General features: G+C 67.0%; 22 protein-coding genes and 1 pseudogene. 13 read left to right on the forward strand and 10 right to left on the reverse strand.

What is annotated here, in order from left to right; all coding sequences use genetic code 11:
• Positions 1-23 precede the first annotated feature (23 nt).
• Positions 24-698 (forward strand): alpha/beta hydrolase, encoded by a 675-nt coding sequence (locus QOC76_RS11980; protein ID WP_526357053.1) that lies wholly within the window; start codon positions 24-26, stop codon positions 696-698.
• A gap of 6 nt (positions 699-704) precedes the next feature.
• On the opposite strand, the gene QOC76_RS11985 is transcribed toward QOC76_RS11980, so the two are convergent.
• Positions 705-1,289, reverse strand: coding sequence for a M15 family metallopeptidase (locus QOC76_RS11985; RefSeq protein ID WP_526357054.1), 585 nt, complete (start codon positions 1,287-1,289; stop codon positions 705-707).
• A 28-nt stretch (positions 1,290-1,317) separates the two neighbouring features.
• Here QOC76_RS11985 and QOC76_RS11990 point away from each other — a divergent pair, with 28 nt between their 5' ends.
• A complete protein-coding gene (locus tag QOC76_RS11990) occupies positions 1,318-2,454 on the forward strand; it encodes an alkaline phosphatase family protein (RefSeq protein WP_526357055.1) in 1,137 nt (378 codons plus the stop codon).
• 50 nt (positions 2,455-2,504) lie between these two features.
• Here the strand turns inward: QOC76_RS11990 and QOC76_RS11995 are convergent.
• Positions 2,505-2,762: pseudogene (locus QOC76_RS11995) on the reverse strand (ArsR/SmtB family transcription factor); the annotation flags it as partial.
• A gap of 388 nt (positions 2,763-3,150) precedes the next feature.
• Between QOC76_RS11995 and QOC76_RS12000 the strand changes: the two are divergent.
• Positions 3,151-3,795, forward strand: coding sequence for a peptidoglycan endopeptidase (locus QOC76_RS12000; RefSeq protein ID WP_526357056.1), 645 nt, complete (start codon positions 3,151-3,153; stop codon positions 3,793-3,795).
• 48 nt (positions 3,796-3,843) lie between these two features.
• Here the strand turns inward: QOC76_RS12000 and QOC76_RS12005 are convergent, their stop codons facing one another.
• Entirely contained in the window at positions 3,844-4,134 is a 291-nt protein-coding gene (locus QOC76_RS12005) for a DUF4333 domain-containing protein (protein ID WP_526357057.1), read from the reverse strand.
• A gap of 62 nt (positions 4,135-4,196) precedes the next feature.
• Between QOC76_RS12005 and QOC76_RS12010 the strand changes: the two genes are divergently transcribed.
• Entirely contained in the window at positions 4,197-4,391 is a 195-nt protein-coding gene (locus QOC76_RS12010; protein ID WP_526357058.1) for a hypothetical protein, read from the forward strand.
• A 30-nt stretch (positions 4,392-4,421) separates the two neighbouring features.
• On the forward strand, positions 4,422-4,796 hold the full coding sequence (locus QOC76_RS12015) for an ACT domain-containing protein (RefSeq protein WP_526357059.1): 375 nt from the start codon (positions 4,422-4,424) through the stop codon (positions 4,794-4,796).
• A 1-nt stretch (position 4,797) separates the two neighbouring features.
• Here QOC76_RS12015 and QOC76_RS12020 read toward each other — a convergent pair whose 3' ends face one another.
• Positions 4,798-5,637, reverse strand: a complete 840-nt coding sequence (locus tag QOC76_RS12020) for a hypothetical protein (RefSeq protein ID WP_526357060.1) — start codon at positions 5,635-5,637, stop codon at positions 4,798-4,800.
• A gap of 69 nt (positions 5,638-5,706) precedes the next feature.
• Between QOC76_RS12020 and QOC76_RS12025 the strand changes: the two genes are divergently transcribed.
• Both QOC76_RS12025 and QOC76_RS12030 read left to right on the forward strand, forming a co-directional pair.
• Positions 5,707-6,624: an alpha/beta fold hydrolase gene (locus tag QOC76_RS12025; protein WP_526357061.1), complete on the forward strand. Its 918-nt coding sequence runs from the start codon at positions 5,707-5,709 to the stop codon at positions 6,622-6,624.
• 3 nt (positions 6,625-6,627) lie between these two features.
• The gene (locus QOC76_RS12030) at positions 6,628-7,026 is read left to right on the forward strand and encodes a DUF6941 family protein (RefSeq protein ID WP_526357062.1); all 399 of its coding nucleotides are present in this window, start codon (positions 6,628-6,630) and stop codon (positions 7,024-7,026) included.
• Positions 7,027-7,028: 2 nt separating this feature from the next.
• Here QOC76_RS12030 and QOC76_RS12035 read toward each other — a convergent pair whose 3' ends face one another.
• From QOC76_RS12035 to QOC76_RS12050, 4 genes are read right to left on the reverse strand one after another with little or no spacing between them, the layout of a single operon-like run.
• Positions 7,029-8,318: a competence/damage-inducible protein A gene (locus QOC76_RS12035; RefSeq protein WP_526357063.1), complete on the reverse strand. Its 1,290-nt coding sequence runs from the start codon at positions 8,316-8,318 to the stop codon at positions 7,029-7,031.
• On the reverse strand, positions 8,315-9,688 hold the full coding sequence (locus QOC76_RS12040) for a cytochrome P450 (RefSeq protein ID WP_526357064.1): 1,374 nt from the start codon (positions 9,686-9,688) through the stop codon (positions 8,315-8,317). The genes QOC76_RS12035 and QOC76_RS12040 overlap by 4 nt, the downstream gene beginning before the upstream one ends.
• 39 nt (positions 9,689-9,727) lie before the next feature.
• On the reverse strand, positions 9,728-10,207 hold the full coding sequence (locus tag QOC76_RS12045; protein ID WP_526357065.1) for an MSMEG_6728 family protein: 480 nt from the start codon (positions 10,205-10,207) through the stop codon (positions 9,728-9,730).
• Positions 10,208-10,262: 55 nt separating this feature from the next.
• Complete coding sequence (locus QOC76_RS12050) at positions 10,263-10,988, reverse strand: 2OG-Fe dioxygenase family protein (RefSeq protein WP_526357066.1); 726 nt, start codon at positions 10,986-10,988, stop codon at positions 10,263-10,265.
• Between the two features lie 37 nt (positions 10,989-11,025).
• Here QOC76_RS12050 and QOC76_RS12055 point away from each other — a divergent pair, with 37 nt between their 5' ends.
• Together QOC76_RS12055 and QOC76_RS12060 are read left to right on the forward strand one after the other, a co-directional pair.
• A complete protein-coding gene (locus tag QOC76_RS12055) occupies positions 11,026-11,418 on the forward strand; it encodes a PaaI family thioesterase (RefSeq protein WP_526357067.1) in 393 nt (130 codons plus the stop codon).
• Between the two features lie 27 nt (positions 11,419-11,445).
• On the forward strand, positions 11,446-12,312 hold the full coding sequence (locus QOC76_RS12060) for an LLM class F420-dependent oxidoreductase (RefSeq protein WP_526357068.1): 867 nt from the start codon (positions 11,446-11,448) through the stop codon (positions 12,310-12,312).
• A 4-nt stretch (positions 12,313-12,316) separates the two neighbouring features.
• On the opposite strand, the gene QOC76_RS12065 is transcribed toward QOC76_RS12060, so the two are convergent.
• Both QOC76_RS12065 and QOC76_RS12070 read right to left on the reverse strand, forming a co-directional pair.
• Positions 12,317-13,660, reverse strand: a complete 1,344-nt coding sequence (locus tag QOC76_RS12065; protein WP_526357069.1) for a pyridoxal phosphate-dependent decarboxylase family protein — start codon at positions 13,658-13,660, stop codon at positions 12,317-12,319.
• A gap of 12 nt (positions 13,661-13,672) precedes the next feature.
• Positions 13,673-16,288, reverse strand: coding sequence for a glycoside hydrolase family 2 protein (locus QOC76_RS12070; RefSeq protein WP_526357070.1), 2,616 nt, complete (start codon positions 16,286-16,288; stop codon positions 13,673-13,675).
• A 236-nt stretch (positions 16,289-16,524) separates the two neighbouring features.
• Here QOC76_RS12070 and QOC76_RS12075 point away from each other — a divergent pair, with 236 nt between their 5' ends.
• The 4 genes from QOC76_RS12075 (at position 16,525) to QOC76_RS12090 (ending at position 18,676) form a co-directional block, all read left to right on the forward strand.
• Positions 16,525-17,241: an HAD family hydrolase gene (locus QOC76_RS12075; RefSeq protein WP_526357071.1), complete on the forward strand. Its 717-nt coding sequence runs from the start codon at positions 16,525-16,527 to the stop codon at positions 17,239-17,241.
• A complete protein-coding gene (locus QOC76_RS12080; RefSeq protein ID WP_526357072.1) occupies positions 17,238-17,699 on the forward strand; it encodes a hypothetical protein in 462 nt (153 codons plus the stop codon). Before QOC76_RS12075 ends, QOC76_RS12080 begins: the two co-directional genes overlap by 4 nt.
• A gap of 91 nt (positions 17,700-17,790) precedes the next feature.
• Positions 17,791-18,123, forward strand: a complete 333-nt coding sequence (locus tag QOC76_RS12085; protein ID WP_526357073.1) for an aminopeptidase — start codon at positions 17,791-17,793, stop codon at positions 18,121-18,123.
• Positions 18,124-18,187: 64 nt separating this feature from the next.
• Positions 18,188-18,676: a hypothetical protein gene (locus QOC76_RS12090; RefSeq protein WP_526357074.1), complete on the forward strand. Its 489-nt coding sequence runs from the start codon at positions 18,188-18,190 to the stop codon at positions 18,674-18,676.
• Positions 18,677-18,792: the final 116 nt, after the last annotated feature.

Genomic DNA, 18,792 nt, shown 5'->3' on the forward strand with positions numbered 1-18,792 from the left:
CCTCGGCTACGTAACCTCGAGGCATGGACACCGTCGAGTACGCACCCGGCCGGCTGGCCGACGTTTTCGGTGAACCGACCCGACCGACGGTACTGATCTGGCACGGAATGCAAAGCGATGCCCGCACCGCCGTCAGGCCGCTCGCGGAGCGCGTCGCAGACCACGGGCTGTCGGTGGTGGCGCCCGATTGGGACTCGCACGCCGACGACTCGGGCCGCGGGGACCTCCTGCAGTCGGTCCACTTCGCGCAGCAGCGCGGTGGCCGGGACGACAGCCTCACCCTCGTGGGCTGGTCGATGGGCGGGCTCGCCGCTGCGGGGCTCACCGTTCACGCGTCCCACCACGATGTCCGCCTGCGACACACCGTCTGTCTGGCCGGCGCGTTCATGACAGCCGACCCGATCTCCGGTCGCGAGCCGGCCGCCGGCCTGGCGAACAGCGGCGGCCATCGGTCGCCGTTCACGCTGCTGCACGGAATCGCCGATGACGTCGTGCCGGCCTCGGCCAGCCGGCGGTTCGCGACTGATCTCGAACGACACGGCTGGCCCGTCGACCTCGTCGAGCTCGACGCCGACCACGGTTCTATCGCGGGCGCCCGCTATGACCGGGCTGCAGACCGCTACCACGCCGCAGCGGATCCCGGGACACTGGAAATCGCAGCGGATGTGGCGGCCCGGATCGCGGCCGTCTCGGGCTGAGACGAATCAGCCGGCCGCGTTCGGCCTCAACGGCGGGCAGGCACCATCCTTGTCGGCCGCCAACTCGAAGTGCCATATCTCGTTCGCATAGATCTGGCACAGGCCGAACCGAGAACCGTTGCGAATCATCCAGGTATCGGCTTCAACCGGACCCACGTCGACGGCCTTGCCGAGGACGTGCTGTGAGGTATCGGGCGAGGCGACGAACTGCTGTGCGGCCTCGACGCTTCCATACGTTCGCACACCGTCATCGAACAGCCGCTGCTGAAAACCCTTCGTCCGCCAGCCCGACGCGATCCGCACGTCTACCCCGTCGTCCTTGGCGCTGCGTGCTGCGTTCTGCACCGCCGCGAGCAACGACGGGTCGAGCCATGCGATCACCGGATTGGCCGCATCGAACGGCGACAGGGTCTGACCGTCGGGAAGGTATCCGCCGATCGAGTCCGTGGCGGCGGGGCCGATCGAGAACGCCCCGTCGTCGGGCACAGGCCCGTTCGTCAGTTGTGCGGCGGGCGCGGCCTGCGACCAGGTGCAGGCACCGAGCAGCAACGTGAGCCCGATGCCCGCGACCGTCCTCATCCGCAGCGGCATAGCGCAAAGAATATGGCAGGCTCGCGATGTGGACCTGCCGCAGCCGGACCCGCACACGCCTCACCTTGCCGACGTGGTGCCATCCGTGCTGGCGGCGATGGGTGTGGCCGAATTCGACGGCCGGATCGACCTGGCCGCCGAGGTGCGCGGTGCGTGCGTGCTGTTGATCGACGGGCTGGGTGCGGAGCTGCTGGACGCCTACGCCGACGACGCCCCGGTGATGGCGGCGCTGCGCGGCCGGACCCTGCAGGCGGGTTTCCCGTCGACGACCGTGGCCGGACTGGCCGCGATCGGCACCGGCTGCCGTTCCGGCGAGCACGGACTGGTCGGGCTGTCGTTCCGACTGCCAGGAGTCGGGTTGATCAACCCTCTGCGCTGGCGCCCGCACCCGCGGGGCGACGATCTGCGGGACACCGTGCCGCCCGAGCAGGTGCAGCCGATGGCGACGACCTTCGAACGGGCCGTCTCGGCGGGCGTCGCGGTGAGCGTCGTCTCCGGAGCGGAGTTCACCGGTTCGGGCCTGACCCGCGCGGTTCTGCGCGGAGGCCGCTACGTCGGGGTGCGGGCGCTCGGAGATCTCGCCGAGGGCGTCCGTGCCGCTGTCGCTGACGGCGGGTTCTGCTACGGCTACCACGGCGAGGTGGATCTGCTCGGGCATCTCTACGGTCCCGGTTCGGCCGCGTGGCGGATGCAGTTGCGGGAGGTCGACCGGCTGGTGGAATCCGTCGTCGAGGGTCTCCCGTCCGGCGCGCTGCTCGCGATAGTCGCCGACCACGGCATGGTGACGGTCGACGACGATGACGCCGTGGACATCGACAGTCGGGCCGCGCTGCTCGATGGCGTGCACGCCGTCGGTGGAGAGCCGCGGGCGCGGCACGTCTATGTCGACCACGGTGCGGCCGATTCGGTGCTCGCAGCGTGGCGGGAGACGCTCGCCGACAGTGCGTGGGTGGCATCGCGTAACGAAGCGATCGCGGCGGGCTGGTTCGGCGGATCGGTGCGCGACGAAGTCCGGATGCGTATCGGCGACATCGTCGCGGCCGCCCGCGGGTCGGCGACGATGGTCCGGCGCACCGTTGAGCCGATGGAGTCGTCACTGATCGGTCACCACGGCTCGCTCACGAGTGCCGAGCAGCGCATACCTCTATTACTGGCCTACGGCTGATCCAGAAGCTCGTGCCAGCTCGCCCACCGGTATCGCGGCCGAGAGGGCGCGTGCTCGTAGGTTTCGAGTAGGTGACCGGCGATCGCTTTGATCGGCTCGGCGTTGAGGAAGTGCAACTTCTCCCTACCCCGCCGCTCGGTGGCCACCAGCCGGGCCGCCTCGAGCACCGCCAGGTGCTTGCTCACCGACTGGCGCGCCAAGGAAAGGCTCGCGCACAGCTCGCGAAGGGTCTGACCGTTTCGCTCGTTGAGGCTGTCGAGAAGGTGACGCCGGCTCGGATCGGCCAGCGCCCGCAACACGTCGTCCATCCCGCAATTTTGGCACAATACGCAGCCGAGAGGTTACGTTTCGCCAATATGCAGCCAAACGGCTGCGCGCCGGTGGTCAGAGCGATTTATTTGCTAGATCTGCATGCCCGGTACCAGAATGATGCCGGAGGAACGTGGGCAACACTGGAACGGTCGCCGAATCGGCTCATCGACAATGGGTCTCATCGAATCCGATTAGCGCACAACGGAACACGATATTCCGAGTGACCGGAATGACGTTGCACACCTTAGCAACTGACCCTGAATAACATTGTGTGGCAGCACTGTTCATTTGGCGCACAGAGTGAAACAGCCCACTGCGCAGCCATATAGTGAAGGGCATCACAGAATTTGAGGGGTAATTGCATCTCTGTTACTGTCCGACGCCATGTTTGCTGTTGCTACCGCATCGCTGTTGACCGTCGTCCAGCAGCTGTCCGGCACGCCCTACATCTCCGGAGGAGATTCGGCTGCCGGCACAGACTGCTCGGGTCTCGTTTCCTTCGTGACCAACGCCGCGTCCGGTCGTCCGATCTACGGCGACCGGTTCAACACCGGCAATATCGAAGGCGCTCTCAAGGCCCGCGGCTTCCAGTACGGTTCCAAGCCCGGCGCCCTCAACGTCGGATGGAACCGCGGCCACACCGCCGCGACCCTGCCAGATGGAACGCCGGTCTCCTCCGGTGAGGGCGGCGGCGTGCGGGTCGGTGGCGGAGGCGCCGACCAGAAGCAGTTCTCCAGGCACATGTACCTCGAGATGGCGCCGGATGCGCCTGCGCCCGAGGATGCGCTGCCTCCGGGCGTGATGCCGCCTCCGCCGAATGCTCCGCTCCCGCCGGAGGGCGTCATCGTTCCCGTGGGGATGGAGGCTCCGCTGCCTCCGCCGGCGGGAGCGCCGTTGCCGCCTCCTCCTCCCGGTGCCGATCTACTGCCGCCGCCCCCCGGCGCCGAGCTCCCACCGCCGCCTCCTCCTGGTGCGGAACTGCCGCCGCCCCCGCCGGGTGCGCCGGAGCCCCCGCCGATTGTCGCCTAGGCGGCACTAGCGTCCGCGGCAATCGAGGTGCTTCGGTAATCGATTGGATCAGCTGGGCTTTGATTGGACGTAGAACTCAACGTTGTCGCCCTCGACCTTCGTCACCTTCATGTGCGCGGTGTACTCCGTGCCCTCGGGTCCGGTGAATTTGCAGTCGAATTCGGCTCCGACCACCGCGTTCACGCCAGATGGGCAGCTGACGTCCTTCGGCTTGAACTTCGTCTGACGCGAGACGACATCGACGACCGATTTGGCGGCGCCATCCGGATTGATCTTGGATCCGCATCCACTGACGAACACCGCCAGCACAGCGGCGATGATCAGCAATGCGCGTCGCATCGTCGCAGTATTACAGATCAGTAGAAACGCGACCATAGCCGGCGAACCGGCTACCTCCGGGCATGGGCCAGCCGGCGAGCCCGCGCACCGAGCAGGCGATGTCCGGTCCGGATCTCGCGGCGTTGATCACGGCGCCGAGACGCATTCGCGTCGGCGCCGACGGCTGTGATGATCGCGCTCGCCGTCGCCACCCCCGCGGTGTGCGTTGCACCCTGATTTCGGGAGGAGTCGGTTATGTCGTCGCCGTCGGAGGATGATCGTCGGTAGTCCGACGAAAGGAGCCGGTCATGGCAACCGACCTGACGCTCTATCTGGACGATCAACCCGGGGAGCTTGCCCGCCTCGGCGACGTGCTCGGCAAGGCGGGCGCCAACATCGCCGGTCTGTGCGCCGTGGCCAGCGGCGGTGGACAGGCCGAGGTGCACATCCTGATCGACGATGCGACGGCGGCGTTCGAGGCGTTGCACGATGCGGGCATCAGGATCGCCGCCGAGCAGGAGGTACTGGTTTTGGAAGTCGAAGACAGGCCCGGCGCACTCGGCGAAGTCGCCTGCGAACTCGGCACCGCCCGGGTGAACCTCACCCTGGTGTACCTCGCGACCAACACCCGGCTGGTGCTGGGCGCGGACAACCTCGCCGAGGCGCGGGCCGCCGTCCGCTGACCTATCGCGTGCGCTCGGACTGATTGAGCCGTGCCTTTGCCTTCTTGACCAGTTCGGCGGCGTCACGGCCGGCCTGCTTGGCCTCGCTGTAAGCCTTGTCGGCCGCGTCGAGGTTGCGCTCAGCCTCTTCGAGGCGCTGCCGCATCTCGTCACGACGTAACCGGGCGACCGCCAGATCCGTTTGCCGGTCCGACAATTCGTTGGCGGCGTCGTCTTTGGCCCGCTCGGCCACGGCCAACGCCGTCCTTGCTTCCTCCACCCGGCGCGCCGACGCGCGTTCGTCATCGCGCCGCTGCTCGCGAGGAGGCTCTTGGCTTGTCTGCTTGGTGTCCGACCCGCTCTTATCGCGGCGTGCTGTCGTGAAGACCGCTGTCGCTGAACCGAAATCACCGAAGCCGGACCATTGTTCGGCCTTGGCAAGGTGACCGAGCCGGCCGGCCACATCGGGGTCCGCGACGGCCGCCTGCAGCGTTCCGGTGACATCCTCACGAAGCGTTGCCGACGGATTCGTCACATCGACCCCTTCGAACGCGGCGCGGGCGAGTTCGTCGACCAGTGACCGTTGCTCGGAGGACAGCTCGCGGATGGCTGCACCATCCATCGCGGCGTGCGCCGCGCGAAGCCGCTCCCCCAGGTCGGTGAGCGAACGCTTGACGTCTTCATTGGCATGCACGAGCTGGTTGACGACCCATGCCGCGGTGGTCGGCTTGCGGGCCGCGGAGATCCGCTTCGCCGCAGCAGCGTCACCCCGCTTCTTGGCCGCGGCGGCGAGCTCGCTGCGACGGGCCGTGAACTCCTCGGGCCTGACGCCATAAAGTTCGTCGAGCTCGTCACCGGCCACAACGCAATGATGCGCCACGATGTCGGGAAGCCGGACAGGGACTCGAGAGCGGCATGCGAAACTTTCGGCATGGTTGTCGCAATCGATCGCCCGAAGCTCGAAGGAAACGTCGCCGTCGGCGAAGATCGCCAGATCGGCTTCGCCGAGTTCGGCGCACCGCAGGGCCGGGCCATCTTCTGGTTGCACGGCACCCCCGGCGCGCGCAGGCAGATCCCCACCGAGGCGCGGGCCTTCGCCGAAGAGGCGGACATCCGCCTCATCGGTGTCGACCGGCCGGGCATCGGTTCGTCCACGCCCCACCAATATGAGAACGTCTTCGAGTTCACCGACGACCTGCGGACCATCGCCGACACGCTGGGAATCGACAAGATGGCCGTCGTCGGCCTTTCCGGTGGTGGCCCCTACACGCTGGCATGTGCCGCGGCCATGCCCGAGCGTGTGGTGGCGGCCGGCGTCGTCGGAGGGGTCGCCCCTCCGACCGGACCAGACGCCATCGGGGGCGGCGTGATGGGCAACCTCGGAACGCGCGTCGCGCCACTCCTGCAGGTGGCGAAGGTGCCGATCGGCGTGCTGGCCACCACGCTGATCCGGTTCATCCGCCCGGTGGCGGGGCCTATGGCGGATCTGTACGGACTGGTGTCGCCGCCGGCCGACCGTGCGCTTCTGGCCCGACCGGAGATCAAGGCCATGTTCCTCGACGATCTGCTCAACGGCAGCCGTCGGCAGATGGCGGCGCCGTTCTACGACATCGTCGCCTTTGCGCGTGACTGGGGATTCCGGCTGGACGAGGTCAAGGTGCACGTGCGTTGGTGGCACGGCGACGCCGACCACATCGTTCCTTTCGCGCACGGACAGCATGTGGTGTCAAGGCTGCCCGACGCCGAGCTGTTGCCCATGCCGGGTGAGAGCCATCTCGGCGGGCTCGGACGCGCCGAAGAGATCCTGCGCTCGATGCTCGAGTTGTGGGACAGCGACGGCGCCGATTGACACATGAGAGCCATCGTGCTGCTCGCCCAGAGCGCCGCCCTGGACCAGGCGGGCACCCTTCACGCGCTCGGACTTGGCTGGACGGCCTCCTCGACACCCGTTCCGCAACATGCGCTGGTGATCTTCGTCGAAGTCGAATGGGCCGAGCTCAACAAGTCGTTCCCGATCCGCGCCGAGCTGGTCGACAGCGACGGTGTCCGGGTGGCGCACACCGAACACGGGGTCATCAAGGCCAAGCACAAACCCGTACACCCCGAGGGCACCCCGGTCACGATTCCCTTCACCGCCACCATCCCCCCGCTCAAGCTCACCGCCGGTCAGCGTTACCAGTGGCGGGTCTCGATCGACGACGAGATGCACGAGGACTGGCTGGCCGGCTTCACCGTGACCGAAGACGGCTGACGTCAGTCCTCAAGAAGCGCAGGGTTTTTCGCGCCAAGAAGGGCGCGACGGAGCAGGTGCATCGCAACGGTCGTCGAGCGCTCTCGGACATCGGAGCGGTTACCCGGCAGCAGAAGCGTCCTCGTCAGCTTCGGGCCGTCGGCGAGCATCACCGAGAAGCACACCGTCCCGACCGGTTTGTCCTCGGTGCCGCCGCCGGGCCCGGCTATGCCGGTGGTGGCGACCGCGGTGTCGGCGCCGAAGCGGTGCAACGCACCAAGGGCCATCGCTTCGGCCACCGGTTCGGACACCGCCCCGTGCGTCTCGATGAGCACCGGGTCCACGTCGAGCAGGTTCGACTTCGCCTCGTTGCTGTACGACACCACCCCGCCCGCGACGTATGCCGACGACCCGGGTATGTCGGTGAGCCGCGCCGCGACGAGCCCCGCCGTGCAGGACTCCGCCGTCGCGATGCGGCGGCCCGCCAGCAGAGCCGCCACCTGATCGTCGACGAGGGCACCGTCTTCTGAAAAGATCTCGCGGGCATGGTGTTTTCGCAATGCGTCCACCAACTCGAGATAGACCGGCGCGGCATCCGGCTCGTAGCGCGTCACGATCTCGAGCTCGCCCCGTCGCAGGCAGGTGGTGATCTCGAGCCTATCGAACCCGTCGATGCGCCCCTGCGCCTCGCGCAGCGTCTCGGCAAGGCCCGACTCGGGCAGCCCGAACATCCGCACCATGTCCTGCCGGTATTCCGTCCGGCCCGCGATCGCCTCCTGCAGCGCAGCGGTTTTCACCGCGGTGTGCCACATCGGCTGCAGCTCGCGCGGCGGGCCGGGCAGCACAAGAACCGTCGGCTTGCCCGGGACGACCACTCCGGGTGCGGTGCCGACGGGATCGAGGATCGTGGCACCGGCGGGCACCATGGCCTGCTTTCGGTTGGCCGCGCGCACCGCGTCGAAGTCGACGTCGGTGTATCGCGCTCGCAGCCGCTTGAGGATCGTCGCGATCGTCTCTTCGAGTTGGTCGTCGAGTACCAGTTCGCGCCCGCAGAACTCGGATACCACCGCGACCGTCATGTCGTCGGCGGTCGGGCCCAGTCCGCCACTGGTGACGATCAGGTCCACCCCCTCGTCGGCGAGGAAGCGCAGCGCTGCGGCGATGTCACCCGGCCGGTCACCGCAGATCGTGATGTGCGCCAGCTCGACGCCGAGTTCCAGGAGCCGGTCGGCGATCCACGGGCCGTTGCGATCCTGGACCCGTCCGGTCAGTACCTCTGTTCCCGTGACAACGATGCCGGCACGTGCGCTCACGAACTATGCATACACGACGACGTGTCGGCGGCAGCGGGAGCCGAGGCCGCAACGTTCCTGCGCGACCGGACGCGAATGCGCCCACCGCGGTGCGGTATCAGGATGACGTGTTTGACCTTCTGCCGTTCGCCTGCGGCCGTTGTGGTGCACAGCTCGACCCGGCGCAGCACCTCGCGGAGCACGACCCGCAACTCGACGGTCGCGAAGGTGGCCCCGAGGCATCGGCGGTTGCCTCCGCCGAACGGCAGCCACGTCGTGGGACCCGGTGTGGCGCCGACCATTCGGTCGGGGTCGAACCGGTCGGGCTGCGGGTACTGCTTGGAACTGCTGTGCACCAGCCCGATTCCGGGTGCGACGATGACGCCCGCAGGCAGCCGGTAGCCCGCCAGCTCGACCGGTTCCTTGAGCACGCGGCCCACGTCGAAGACGACCGGTCGGATGCGCAGTGTCTCCTTCGCGACCGCGTCGAGGAACTCGTCGCCTGCGGCATCGCCCGCCTCGGCGGCCCGCACCGCCTTCTCCAGGATCGAGGGATGTCTTGTCAGCCGCTCCAAGGCCCAGGACAGTCCGGTCGCCGTCGTGTCGTGCCCGGCGACGAGCAGGGTGATGAGCTGATCGCGCAGTTCATCGTCCGTCATGGTGGCGCCGTCACCATCGGATGCGCGTACCAGCATCGCCAGCGCGTCGGTGCGCGTCGCGAGGTCGGGATCGGCACGGCGGTCGGCGATCTCGGCGTACAGCAGGCGGTTGGCCTCCTGGGCCTTGCGACGCAACGACCGGCCCAGCCCCAGCCGCTGCAGTTTCGAACTCGCCATCGCCAGCGACGACCACAGGCTCACGTTGAGCATTTCGGGCATCGCTGTCCGCAGCGCCGCGAGCCGAGCCGGATCGGAGGCGCCGATGACGGTCCGCAGGATCACCTCGAGCGTGATCTCCGACATTTTCGGGGCGACCGGAAACTCCGTGCCGACGGGCCACGTCGCGATGTTGGCCGCCGCGATCTCGGCCATCACGGCGGTTTGGCGCGCGACCGCATCACGGTGGAATGCAGGCAGCATCTGCCGCCTGCGCTCCCGGTGCACGTCGTCGTCGATCACCAACACCGAGTTGTCGCCGAGGAGGCCGGCCAGCATGGAGTTCGCCTCACCCGCGTGATAGACGCTGGGACTGCCGGCGAACACCTTCTTGATCTCGGCCGGGTCGTCCAGATACACCAGCGTTCCCATGGTGGCGACCCGCATCGTGAACACGCTGCCGTACCGGCGCCTGCACGCGGAGATGAATCGCGGCCAGTAGCGGGCCATCAGTGCGGCTTGGACCGGGGCGGGCAGTCGCGGTCCAGGCGGTAGCGCTACGCCAGGCTCACTCATGCCCCGAGCATACGAGCCGCACTGCGGGTAGAAGCGAGATCAAACCGGTATGCGACGGGCCCGATCCGATTCCGGCCACTGGTACGGCAGATCGTCGGGTACGTCGGGAAAGAACCGGCGGTAGTACTCCGGGTCCTTCTGCACCAATGCCGACTGGTGGCTGAGGTGAAACGCGGGGTCACCGAGCCAGGGTGGGAGCTCACCGGCGGCCGCGAGTTCGGCCTGGCTGCGTATCGACCGCTGCCCGACTGTTTGCGCCAGATCCTCGACGAGGGTCGCGGCGCAGGTGTCTGCGTGACCGCTTTCGCACCAGACGGCGCACAGCTCGAGCCCGTATCGAACGAGCGCCTCCTCGTAGCCCGCCCACATCGCGGCGGCGGGATGATGCCGCCATCCGTACCCCGCAACGGTGAGCGCACGCAGCACTTGGATCGTCTCGACGCGCTGCTTGCCGAGACGCCGCTTGTCGAGCACCCGCGCGGAGTCCGCGAATCCAGGGCACGGCAGGAAGGTCTGCATCGCGGGCCGGGTACCCGGCGACCGAGGCGGGCACACAGTCACGATGGCAACAAGCTCATCGGGGTGCGCGACGATCCGAGCGCTGGTGCGAAGCGAAAGTGATGACGAGGACGTCCCGACGTGCGGGGCGGGCCGGGTCCAGGGGCCGGATCGGCGTCACGCAGTGCAATGTGTTTCGGTCGTCTCCCAGCAGCATGGTGCCCGGTTCGCTGAGCACGGTGGCCAGCAGTCGATTGCCGGCGAAATCGTCGACGCTGCTCTCGCCTCCCACCGCGTTGTCCCTTCCGATCAGCAGGGAGGTGACGAGGGTGACGCCGTCGCGATGCAGCCCTTCTGGAGTCGGGTCGCCTACGTGGCCGGCGGATGCGAGGACTCGGAACGGCGTCACCTTGGCGCTCCAGTCGGCGACGTCGTCGAGAGCGGTCGCCACGTCACCCAGCAGCCTCAGCACGCCGCGCAGCAACGCGTCGTCGATGAAGCTCGCGGTGAGCGGTTCGAAGTCGCGATCTCGGTCGAGGTAGAGCGGGTTGGAATCTTCGGGTTGGGCGAACGTGTCGTGCGGCATAAGCCGGAAGCGGCGATCGGCAGGCGTGAAGATGAAGTGGCCGTATCGCCGAAGCCGCGTCGTGCCGCACTCGGCCGCATAGCTGTCGGGCTTCAGGTCGTCCCAGTGCGAAGAGAACCGTTGCCACGCCGCCTCGTCCACACCGAGACAACGAAACAGTTGGTGCCCGGGCAGCACGCACGGCAACTGCGACTCAAGCCGGTCAGCCAGGGTCATCAGGCGCGAGTACCCGCCTGCCGTAAGGTCATTCCCCGTGACGGCGCCGAAATCCCTGCGGGAGCTGTTCGACCAGATCGGGCTGCGGGAGGTGCCGTCGACCGACGGCACCGTCGTCATGGAGATGCCCGTCGACGAGCGGGTGACGAACACCGCCGGTGGCCTGCAAGGCGGGCTGATCGCCACGATGGCCGATGTGACGGCCGGACAGCTGGCCGCCCGCAGCACGCCGTTCGGCCACGCCGTCGCCACCACGGATCTCTTCATCCGCTATCTGCGGCCGATCAAGGAGCGCAACGGTCCGGCGCGAGCGGTCGCCCGGATTCTGCGTACCGGCAAGCGGTCCGTCGTCATCCAGGTCGACATCTACCGCGGTGACGACGGCGAACTCGGTGCGACGGCAACCGTCAACTTCGCGGCCGTCGGATAGTTCGGATAGGCGGAACAGGAGACAAACATGGATCTTTCGGGCGTTGGCATCTGGAGTCATCAGCTGAGATACGGCGACAAAGCGCAATCCGCCGATGCCGCAGCGGAATTGGAAGAGTTAGGTTACTCGGCGCTCTGGATACCCGACGTCGGCGGCCGGACACCGGTGCTGGCGTCGGTGGAGCACCTGCTTTCGGCGACGAACGACATCGTGATCGCGACGGGAATCCTCAACCTCTGGATGAACGACCCCGTCGACGTGGCGGCGTCCTACGCGTCACTGACCGCCGCTCACGGCGAGCGGTTCCTGATGGGCATCGGAGTCAGCCACGCGCCACTCATCGACTCGACCGAGCCCGGACGGTATCGCAAGCCGCTGGCCGCGACCGCGTCGTTCCTCGACGCGCTCGACAGCGCCGCGCCACCCGTACCGGTCGAAGCCAGGGTGCTGGCGGCGCTGGGGCCGAAGATGCTGAGACTTGCGGCGGACCGGTCCCGTGGCGCCCACCCGTACCTCGTCACGCCGGAGCACACGCGTCAGGCGCGCGAGGTGCTGGGTGAGGGCCCCCTGCTGCTGCCCGAACAGACGGTCATCCTGACAGCCGACGCCGCCGAGGCCCGTGCCATCGGAACCCGTTGGGTCAAGAACTATTTGGCGATGCCCAACTACAGGAACAGCTTGCTGCGCCTCGGCTTCTCCTCCGATGACGTCGCGTCGGTCAGCGACAGGTTGCTCGATGCGATCATCGCGTGGGGCGACGAAGGCGCCGTGATCGCCCGGGTGAACGAGCATCTGTCCGCTGGCGCCGACCACGTCTGCGTGCAGGTGCTCACTGCCAACCCGAACGAGTATCCGCGCGAGGAGTGGCGGCGTATCGCCGCCGCGCTTGGTTAGTCGCTCACTCCGTTCTGGCCAGCACCTCGCGAACCAGCTCCAGGTGAGTGTGCGGGTGCAGGAACGCGAACCGGCCGACGGTTTCTCCCTCCCACTTCGTCGGCGGGATGAACGCGACCTGGTCCTCATGCAGCCGCTGCGCCCACGCGTCGTAGTCCTCGGGTTTCCAGCCGAGCCTGCGGAACAAGACCACGCCGAGGTCGGGCTCCCTAATCAACTCCAGCTGCGGTGCGGCCTTGATCAGTTCGGCTGTCTCGTGCGCCAGGGTGACGGCGACCTCGATGGCGGCGCGGTAGGCCTCGATGCCGTGCACCGCGAGGGAGAACCACAACGGCAGGCCACGCGCGCGGCGGGTCAGATGGTAGGCGTAATCGGACGGGTTCCACTCGCCCTCCCCGCTGTGGATGACGTCGAGATACGACGCGTCCTGAGTGTGCGTCGCGCGAGCGAGTTCTGGTTCCCGGTACAGCAACGCGCAACAGTCGAAGGGGGTGAAGAGCCACTTGTGCGGGTCGAGGATGAACGAGTCGGCCTGTTCCAGCCCGGCGTACTTCGGTCGCAGCGAGCGAGCGAAGACCCCGGAGCCTCCGTACGCGCCGTCGACGTGGAACCACCAGTCCCGCTGTCGTGCCAGGGCGCCCACCCCTGCCAGGTCGTCGATGATGCCTGCGTTGGTGGTGCCAGACGTACACACCACCGCCGCGATGCCGGCCGCGTCGGGCGGCACCGCGTCGCGGACGGTTTGGGCGGTGAGCCGGTGATCCGGTGTCTCGACCACCAGAGCGTCCATCTCCAGCAGCCGCAGGGTATTGGTGATCGACGAGTGCGCATCGGAGCCGACCACCACCCGTAAACGGCCGGTGGCGCCGTGCCGCTTGGCGGTCTCGCGAGCGGCCGCCAGCGCGGACAGATTGCCCGCGGACCCGCCTGACACGAAGCAGCCGCCGCAGGTTTGGGGGAGGCCGGCCTCGTGAGCGATCACCCGCAGCACGCTGTTCTCGGCGGCGATGGCGCCGGACGCCTCGAGCCACGAGATGCCCTGGATCGACGCGCACGACACCAGCATGTCGAACAGCAGGCTGGCCTTCGTCGGTGCCGCCGGGATGAAGCCGAGGAAGCGCGGGCTGTCCGCCGAGATGACGCTCGGTGCGATCACCGAGGTGTACACGCCGAGCACCTCGTCGGGTTGGCGCGGTGCGTCGCGGATCAGGCCGTCGAGCCGCTCGTACAAGTCTTCGGCGGGCAGCACTCCCTTGTCCAGCGGCACGGGGTCCATCCGCAACCGGTTCTCCGCGTAGGCCAAGACGCTGCGCACCATCTGTTCGGTGTTCTGGTCAACCTCGTGCACGGCACCTCACCTCTATTCGATCGGCACCACCACTGGTGGCGAGTTGTATCCGCCGACCCGTACCCAGTTGGCGACCGTGCGGTCGGTGGGCACGACACCGTGCACCTCGACGGTCTCGCCGGGAAACACCGTCACGTAGTTGTCGCTGTACTCGATGGGCAGGATCTCGTCTCCGTCGCGCGTGCCGAGGATTTCGGCCCGCTCGAAGAAGGCCACCCGCGAAGTGGGGTTCTGCAGGCGGATGGTGACACCGTTCTCCCCCGCCGCATCGGATCGCTTCGCGCTCACCTGCAACGGGACCTTCGGCATCCAGTTCAGCGCGGTCATGTCCGCCCAACTCACCTGCCTCAGTTCGAACGCCCAGTCGTTCGCCGGATCACCAAGATCGTCTCGCTGCTGCGACTGCCAGTACACGTTTTCGGCAAGAACGCTTCCGTCGCCGTCGACCACTTCGCAGCGTACGAAAAAGACGCCGGAGTCGCGGGCCACCCTGGGCAACGTCATCGCCTCGACGCTTCCGCCCGAGGCGACGTTCAGGTCGTCGGTCATCCGGTCCTCGCGCATCTTGCCCTGCAGGTCGTACACGCGGACGCGCACCCGCAGGTCTGACCGGTCGTTTGGCGTCTGGTTGACCAGGGTGACGTTCGCCTTCGTGTGATCGCCCGTTGCGTAGGAGTCGAACACCACCGACAGCGGCTGGAGGCCCTTCTTGGCGCCGTAGTAGGCGCCGCCAGGGCGCAGGTAGTAGTCGAAGATGTTGCCGAAGAACGATGGCCAGTGGTTGTTCAGCATCCAGTAGATGGTCATCTTGTGGCTCGCCCACCCGTTGGCGGCGAACGCCTCGAACTGGGCCCGCGTCGACTCGTAGTGTGCCAGTTGGGCTTTGCGGCTGAACTCCTCGGCATCGTCGGACGGGCCGTAGCGCCGGTCGACCGCGCGCTTGATGCTCTGCAATGTGGCGTTCTTCGGATTGGAGCCTGCGTGGAAGTACCAGGTGTCGTTGATCGGCCACAGCTTGTCGGGCGGGATGAATTTCTTCAGGCTCTCGAACGGCGGAATGTGCTCGTTGTCGCCCTGTTCGGCGGTGGACCCCCTGGTGGCGCCGTAGCGCCCGCTGAACCAATAGCCCGGTGGTCGCCAGCTGTACGGCCCCGCCATGTTGATGCCGTCCCAGTCGCGCTCACCCGTCGCATCCCTTGCCAGGGAGGAGACAGTGTCGACGGTGGCATTCTGCCAATGCGAATCATCAAGGATGGCATGGTATTTCGCGAGTACGTCGGGCGGCGGCTTGCCGTCGCTGCCGTTCGCCCAGATGAACGCCGACGGATGGGAGCGCAGCATCAGGATCTGTGACCGCAGGCTGTCCTGGGCCACCTGCCGGTCTTCGTCGTCCCACTGCGACCACTTCTCCCACTGGTTGCAGCACATCCACCCGAACATCAGCGGGATCCCGAGTTCGTCCGCCTCCTCGACGATGTGCTCTCCCGGGAACTTGCCTTCCAGCCGCACCATGTTGAGGCCGAGGTCCTTGACGTACCGCAGGATCGCGTCCTCACGATCCGGGTCGTAGGCGAACAGAAGGTCGGGTGTGTAGGCCGCACCGCGGACCAGGAAGTCGCGTCCGTTGACCGTCAGATAGAAGTTGCCGCCCTTGCCCAGATCGGGGAAGTCGCCGTCGTCGTCGCGGTGTTGGGTGACGGTGCGGATCCCGAACCGGAGATTCGATGTATCGGACACCTGTCCGAACTGGTTGAACTCCAGCCGTAGGTCGTAGAGGTTGGGCTGCCCGAGGGTGTAGGGCCACCACAAGTCGGGATCGGCCACCGTCAGGCCGCCGAAGTCATTGGCGCCGAACGTTACTTCGCGCTGCTCGCCCGGAAGCAGGGTCACCGGCTGCTCGACGTCGATGCTCGGTTTGCCCGGGCGGCTGATCGTTGCCTTGAGCACTCCCCGGACCTGTTGAGTCGAGTAGTTGTGGACGGAGGTGTTGATGGTCAGCTGCGCGGAATCCGTTCGCGGCAAAGGCAACTCGGTCGTGACCGCGGCGGGACCGAGCGCCACGTCGCCTGCGAACTTGAGATACACCGGCTTCCAGATGCCCGCATTGCGGTCGGAGACAAACGAATTGCCGCGGTCGGGATTCTTACCCGGACCCTGGTATCCCAGATAGTTCCAGTTGATCCAGTCCCACCAACTGTCTGCGAGCTCGACGCCGTTGATGTCCTGCAGCGCCCGCTCGGGTGTGACCTTGATGGCGAGGGTGTTGGGCAAGCCTGGCCGGATCCAGCGCGCAACGTCGAGCTCATGTGCGCTGAACATGCCGACGATCTGTTTGTTGTCGGCGACCAGGCGGCCGTTGAGCCAGACCTCGGCGCGGTAGTTGATACCGGGCAACTCGAGCAGATAGGTGGTGTGACCCGCCGGCGCCGTGAACGTCGTACGGTACCACCAGTCCTGCTTGTAGAGGTCCTGCGGAACCTCGTCGAGCAGGTTCTTGCCGTAGTACAGGTCGGGGTAGGTGCCGTCGTCCTGCAACGCCTGCAGGACGGTCGCGGGCATGCGGCGGATGTTGTGCCAACCCGGCGTCTGGTAGTCGGGACGCGACACCGTCGCGCCATCGCTGCTCATTCCGGTGGCCGACGAGAGCTGCCAGCCGTCAGCGAGTTCGACCCGCTCGGGCGGCTGCTGAGGGCGCGCGAAGGTCGGCAGCGAACCGGTGCAGACCAGGAGTAACAGGACGATGATTACGACGGAGAGTGTCTTGCGACGCCGGGGCGATATGGCACTCTCCTTTCGGTTTGAGTCGACACTACGGTTGATGACGCAATCCGGCTGACTGTGATCAAGAACCGTAGTCTCGGGACATGATCGCGGAGCCGTCGGGGCGGGTCGCCGAGATCGCCGCAAGCTTGCCGGGCCCCGAGGTAGGCGCGTTCTTCGACTTGGACGGCACCTTGGTTTCCGGATTCACGGCGACGGCCCACGCCGGCGATCGGATCCGGCGCAGGCAAGCGCGGATCGGCGAGGTTCTCGGGGTCCTGGAAGCCTCGATCCGGTACCGGCTCGGCCGCATGCAGTTCGAGCGGCTCATCGTGCGGGCCGCGGGGTATCTGAAGGGCGAGTCGCTGCGCGAACTAGACGAGCTGGGCGAGACGCTCTTCGTCCGGCGCATCGCGTCGCGGGTGTACCCGCACATGTGTGAGGTCGTGGCGGCCCACCGAGAGCGCGGCCATACTGTCGCGCTGTGCTCGTCGGCGCTGACCATCCATGCCGAACCCGTGGCCCGCGCACTGGGAATCACCCGGCTGCTCTGCAATCACTTCGAAGTCGACGGCAACGGCGTGCTGACCGGCGACGTCGAGAGGCCGATCATCTGGGGGGCCAGGAAAGTCGATGCGGCACAGCGCTTCTGCGAAGACCATGGCGTGGACATGCAACGCAGTTATTTCTACGCCGACGGTGACGAAGACGTGCCGCTGATGTCGGTGGTCGGCCATCCCCGACCGGTGAACCCGCGCTCGGGCCTCGCTGCGGCGGCGGCGGCCAACGGCTGGCCGGTGCTGCGCGTCGCCGTGCGATGAGCGTTTCAGAAGACCTTCTTCTCGCCTGTAGCGGCTTCCTGCTCGCGGTGTTGTGGATGGACCTGATCTTCGACACCCAGGCCCGCGGCGCCCGGAATGCGCAGTTGCCCGACCCGGTGCTCGCGTCGATCTCGGCCTACTACCGGCGCGCGACGACGACGTCGCGTCCGATGAGCCGCCTGATCGCCGCGGTGATGGTCGTTCTTCTCGCAGCGTTGGCCTTTCGCGCCGTGCGCGGACACGACCCCGCCTGGCTCGCCGCCGCTTCGGCTGTGCTCGCCGCGGCGCCCATCCTGCTCGCCGGGATCAGAACGGTGCCGAACGCGGTTCGGCTCGGCGGTCGAGGCGACGGGGCGGCCGAACAGTCACGGCTCGCGCGGTCGCTTTATCGGGATCACCTCGTGTGCTTCGCGTGCATGGCCACGTTTCTGGTGCTCCGGCTGGTTGCTGTTTGGTGATCACGTCGGCGGGCAATCCCTGACCGGGCTCGGGAACGCCGAGTTCACCACCCGGGCTTGTCTTCCGGCCGCAGAAACGAGGAGCCTAACTATGAATGCACGACGCTTGATCCTGCTGGTTGGTGCGGCACTCCTGGTCGCCGGTGTGATCGCCTTGTTGGTTCCGGTATCGATCACCGGAAACGGCAAGTCGATCGGCTGCGGCAATGCCGTGGCCGCGGATTCGTCTCAGGCCGAGGCCGCCAACGGCCAGACCGTTGCAGACGTGCCGATTCTCAACCAGATCGTTCCGCACACCGACTACGTCGCCGAGTGCAACCACGCCGTGTCGAGCAGGCGGTCCTGGGCCATTCCGCTGGCCGTGGTTGGCCTGCTGGTGGCGGCCGGCTCCCTAGTCGTGCCGAGAACCCGGACTGTTTCGTAAATCACACTTTCGGGCAGTCCTAGAAGCACGAAACCGCTAGAGACCTTTAGACCGAGGGGACGCCGTGGCAAACGAAGACCAACAGACGGAAGACAAGGACAGTCAGCAGCAGGAGGATCGGCCGCTGACCGAGAAGCCCGAGGTCAAAGACGAGCACAAAGAGAAGGCCAAGGAAATGCGGAAGGAGTACGTGGAGGAACGTGCCACGGTGATCATGCCGGGCAGCGGTGGCACCGTGGCGGGGACGGCCGTCAACGAGTGGCTCGATGACGATGGGAACCCGAAGTTTGGGGAGGAATCGGAGTCAGAGGGCGGCAAGTCGGACGGCGACGACTCGGACCGCGGCGGCTCAGATGACGACAAGTCACTTGGCAAGAGGGTGGAGGAGGACAAGGCAAGAAACGAGAGGATCGTCAAGGCGCACGACGAGGCAGCCAACGACGAGGGACAGAACGACGAGGCGGGGAACGACCAGGCTCGGGACGACGAGGCAGAGGACGACGAGGCAGCGGACGACGGAGCACAGAGGGACGAGGCAAAGAACGACGGTTAGGCGACCCCGTGGTGGTCGCGGCGCCGGTGGGTACTAAACTAGAACACGTTTCAGTTCGCCCACTGCTTAGGAGCCGGCATGCACACGGCCATCTGCGACGACCTCGGCATCGAGTT

This window comes from Mycobacterium sp. (genome assembly GCF_032159565.1).
Classification (GTDB): Bacteria; Actinomycetota; Actinomycetes; order Mycobacteriales; family Mycobacteriaceae; genus Mycobacterium.

Coding starts and splice junctions, on each gene's coding strand:
- QOC76_RS12010 (WP_526357058.1), top strand. CDS start 4,197: ATGGGCCAGCCGGCGAGCCCGCGCACCGAGCAGGCGATGTCCGGTCCG.
- QOC76_RS11985 (WP_526357054.1), bottom strand. CDS start 1,289: ATGCCGCTGCGGATGAGGACGGTCGCGGGCATCGGGCTCACGTTGCTG.
- QOC76_RS12025 (WP_526357061.1), top strand. CDS start 5,707: ATGGTTGTCGCAATCGATCGCCCGAAGCTCGAAGGAAACGTCGCCGTC.
- QOC76_RS12015 (WP_526357059.1), top strand. CDS start 4,422: ATGGCAACCGACCTGACGCTCTATCTGGACGATCAACCCGGGGAGCTT.
- QOC76_RS12085 (WP_526357073.1), top strand. CDS start 17,791: ATGAATGCACGACGCTTGATCCTGCTGGTTGGTGCGGCACTCCTGGTC.
- QOC76_RS12000 (WP_526357056.1), top strand. CDS start 3,151: ATGTTTGCTGTTGCTACCGCATCGCTGTTGACCGTCGTCCAGCAGCTG.
- QOC76_RS12030 (WP_526357062.1), top strand. CDS start 6,628: ATGAGAGCCATCGTGCTGCTCGCCCAGAGCGCCGCCCTGGACCAGGCG.
- QOC76_RS12050 (WP_526357066.1), bottom strand. CDS start 10,988: ATGACCCTGGCTGACCGGCTTGAGTCGCAGTTGCCGTGCGTGCTGCCC.
- QOC76_RS12080 (WP_526357072.1), top strand. CDS start 17,238: ATGAGCGTTTCAGAAGACCTTCTTCTCGCCTGTAGCGGCTTCCTGCTC.
- QOC76_RS12060 (WP_526357068.1), top strand. CDS start 11,446: ATGGATCTTTCGGGCGTTGGCATCTGGAGTCATCAGCTGAGATACGGC.
- QOC76_RS11980 (WP_526357053.1), top strand. CDS start 24: ATGGACACCGTCGAGTACGCACCCGGCCGGCTGGCCGACGTTTTCGGT.
- QOC76_RS12075 (WP_526357071.1), top strand. CDS start 16,525: ATGATCGCGGAGCCGTCGGGGCGGGTCGCCGAGATCGCCGCAAGCTTG.
- QOC76_RS12070 (WP_526357070.1), bottom strand. CDS start 16,288: ATGAGCAGCGATGGCGCGACGGTGTCGCGTCCCGACTACCAGACGCCG.
- QOC76_RS12005 (WP_526357057.1), bottom strand. CDS start 4,134: ATGCGACGCGCATTGCTGATCATCGCCGCTGTGCTGGCGGTGTTCGTC.
- QOC76_RS12040 (WP_526357064.1), bottom strand. CDS start 9,688: ATGAGTGAGCCTGGCGTAGCGCTACCGCCTGGACCGCGACTGCCCGCC.
- QOC76_RS12045 (WP_526357065.1), bottom strand. CDS start 10,207: ATGCAGACCTTCCTGCCGTGCCCTGGATTCGCGGACTCCGCGCGGGTG.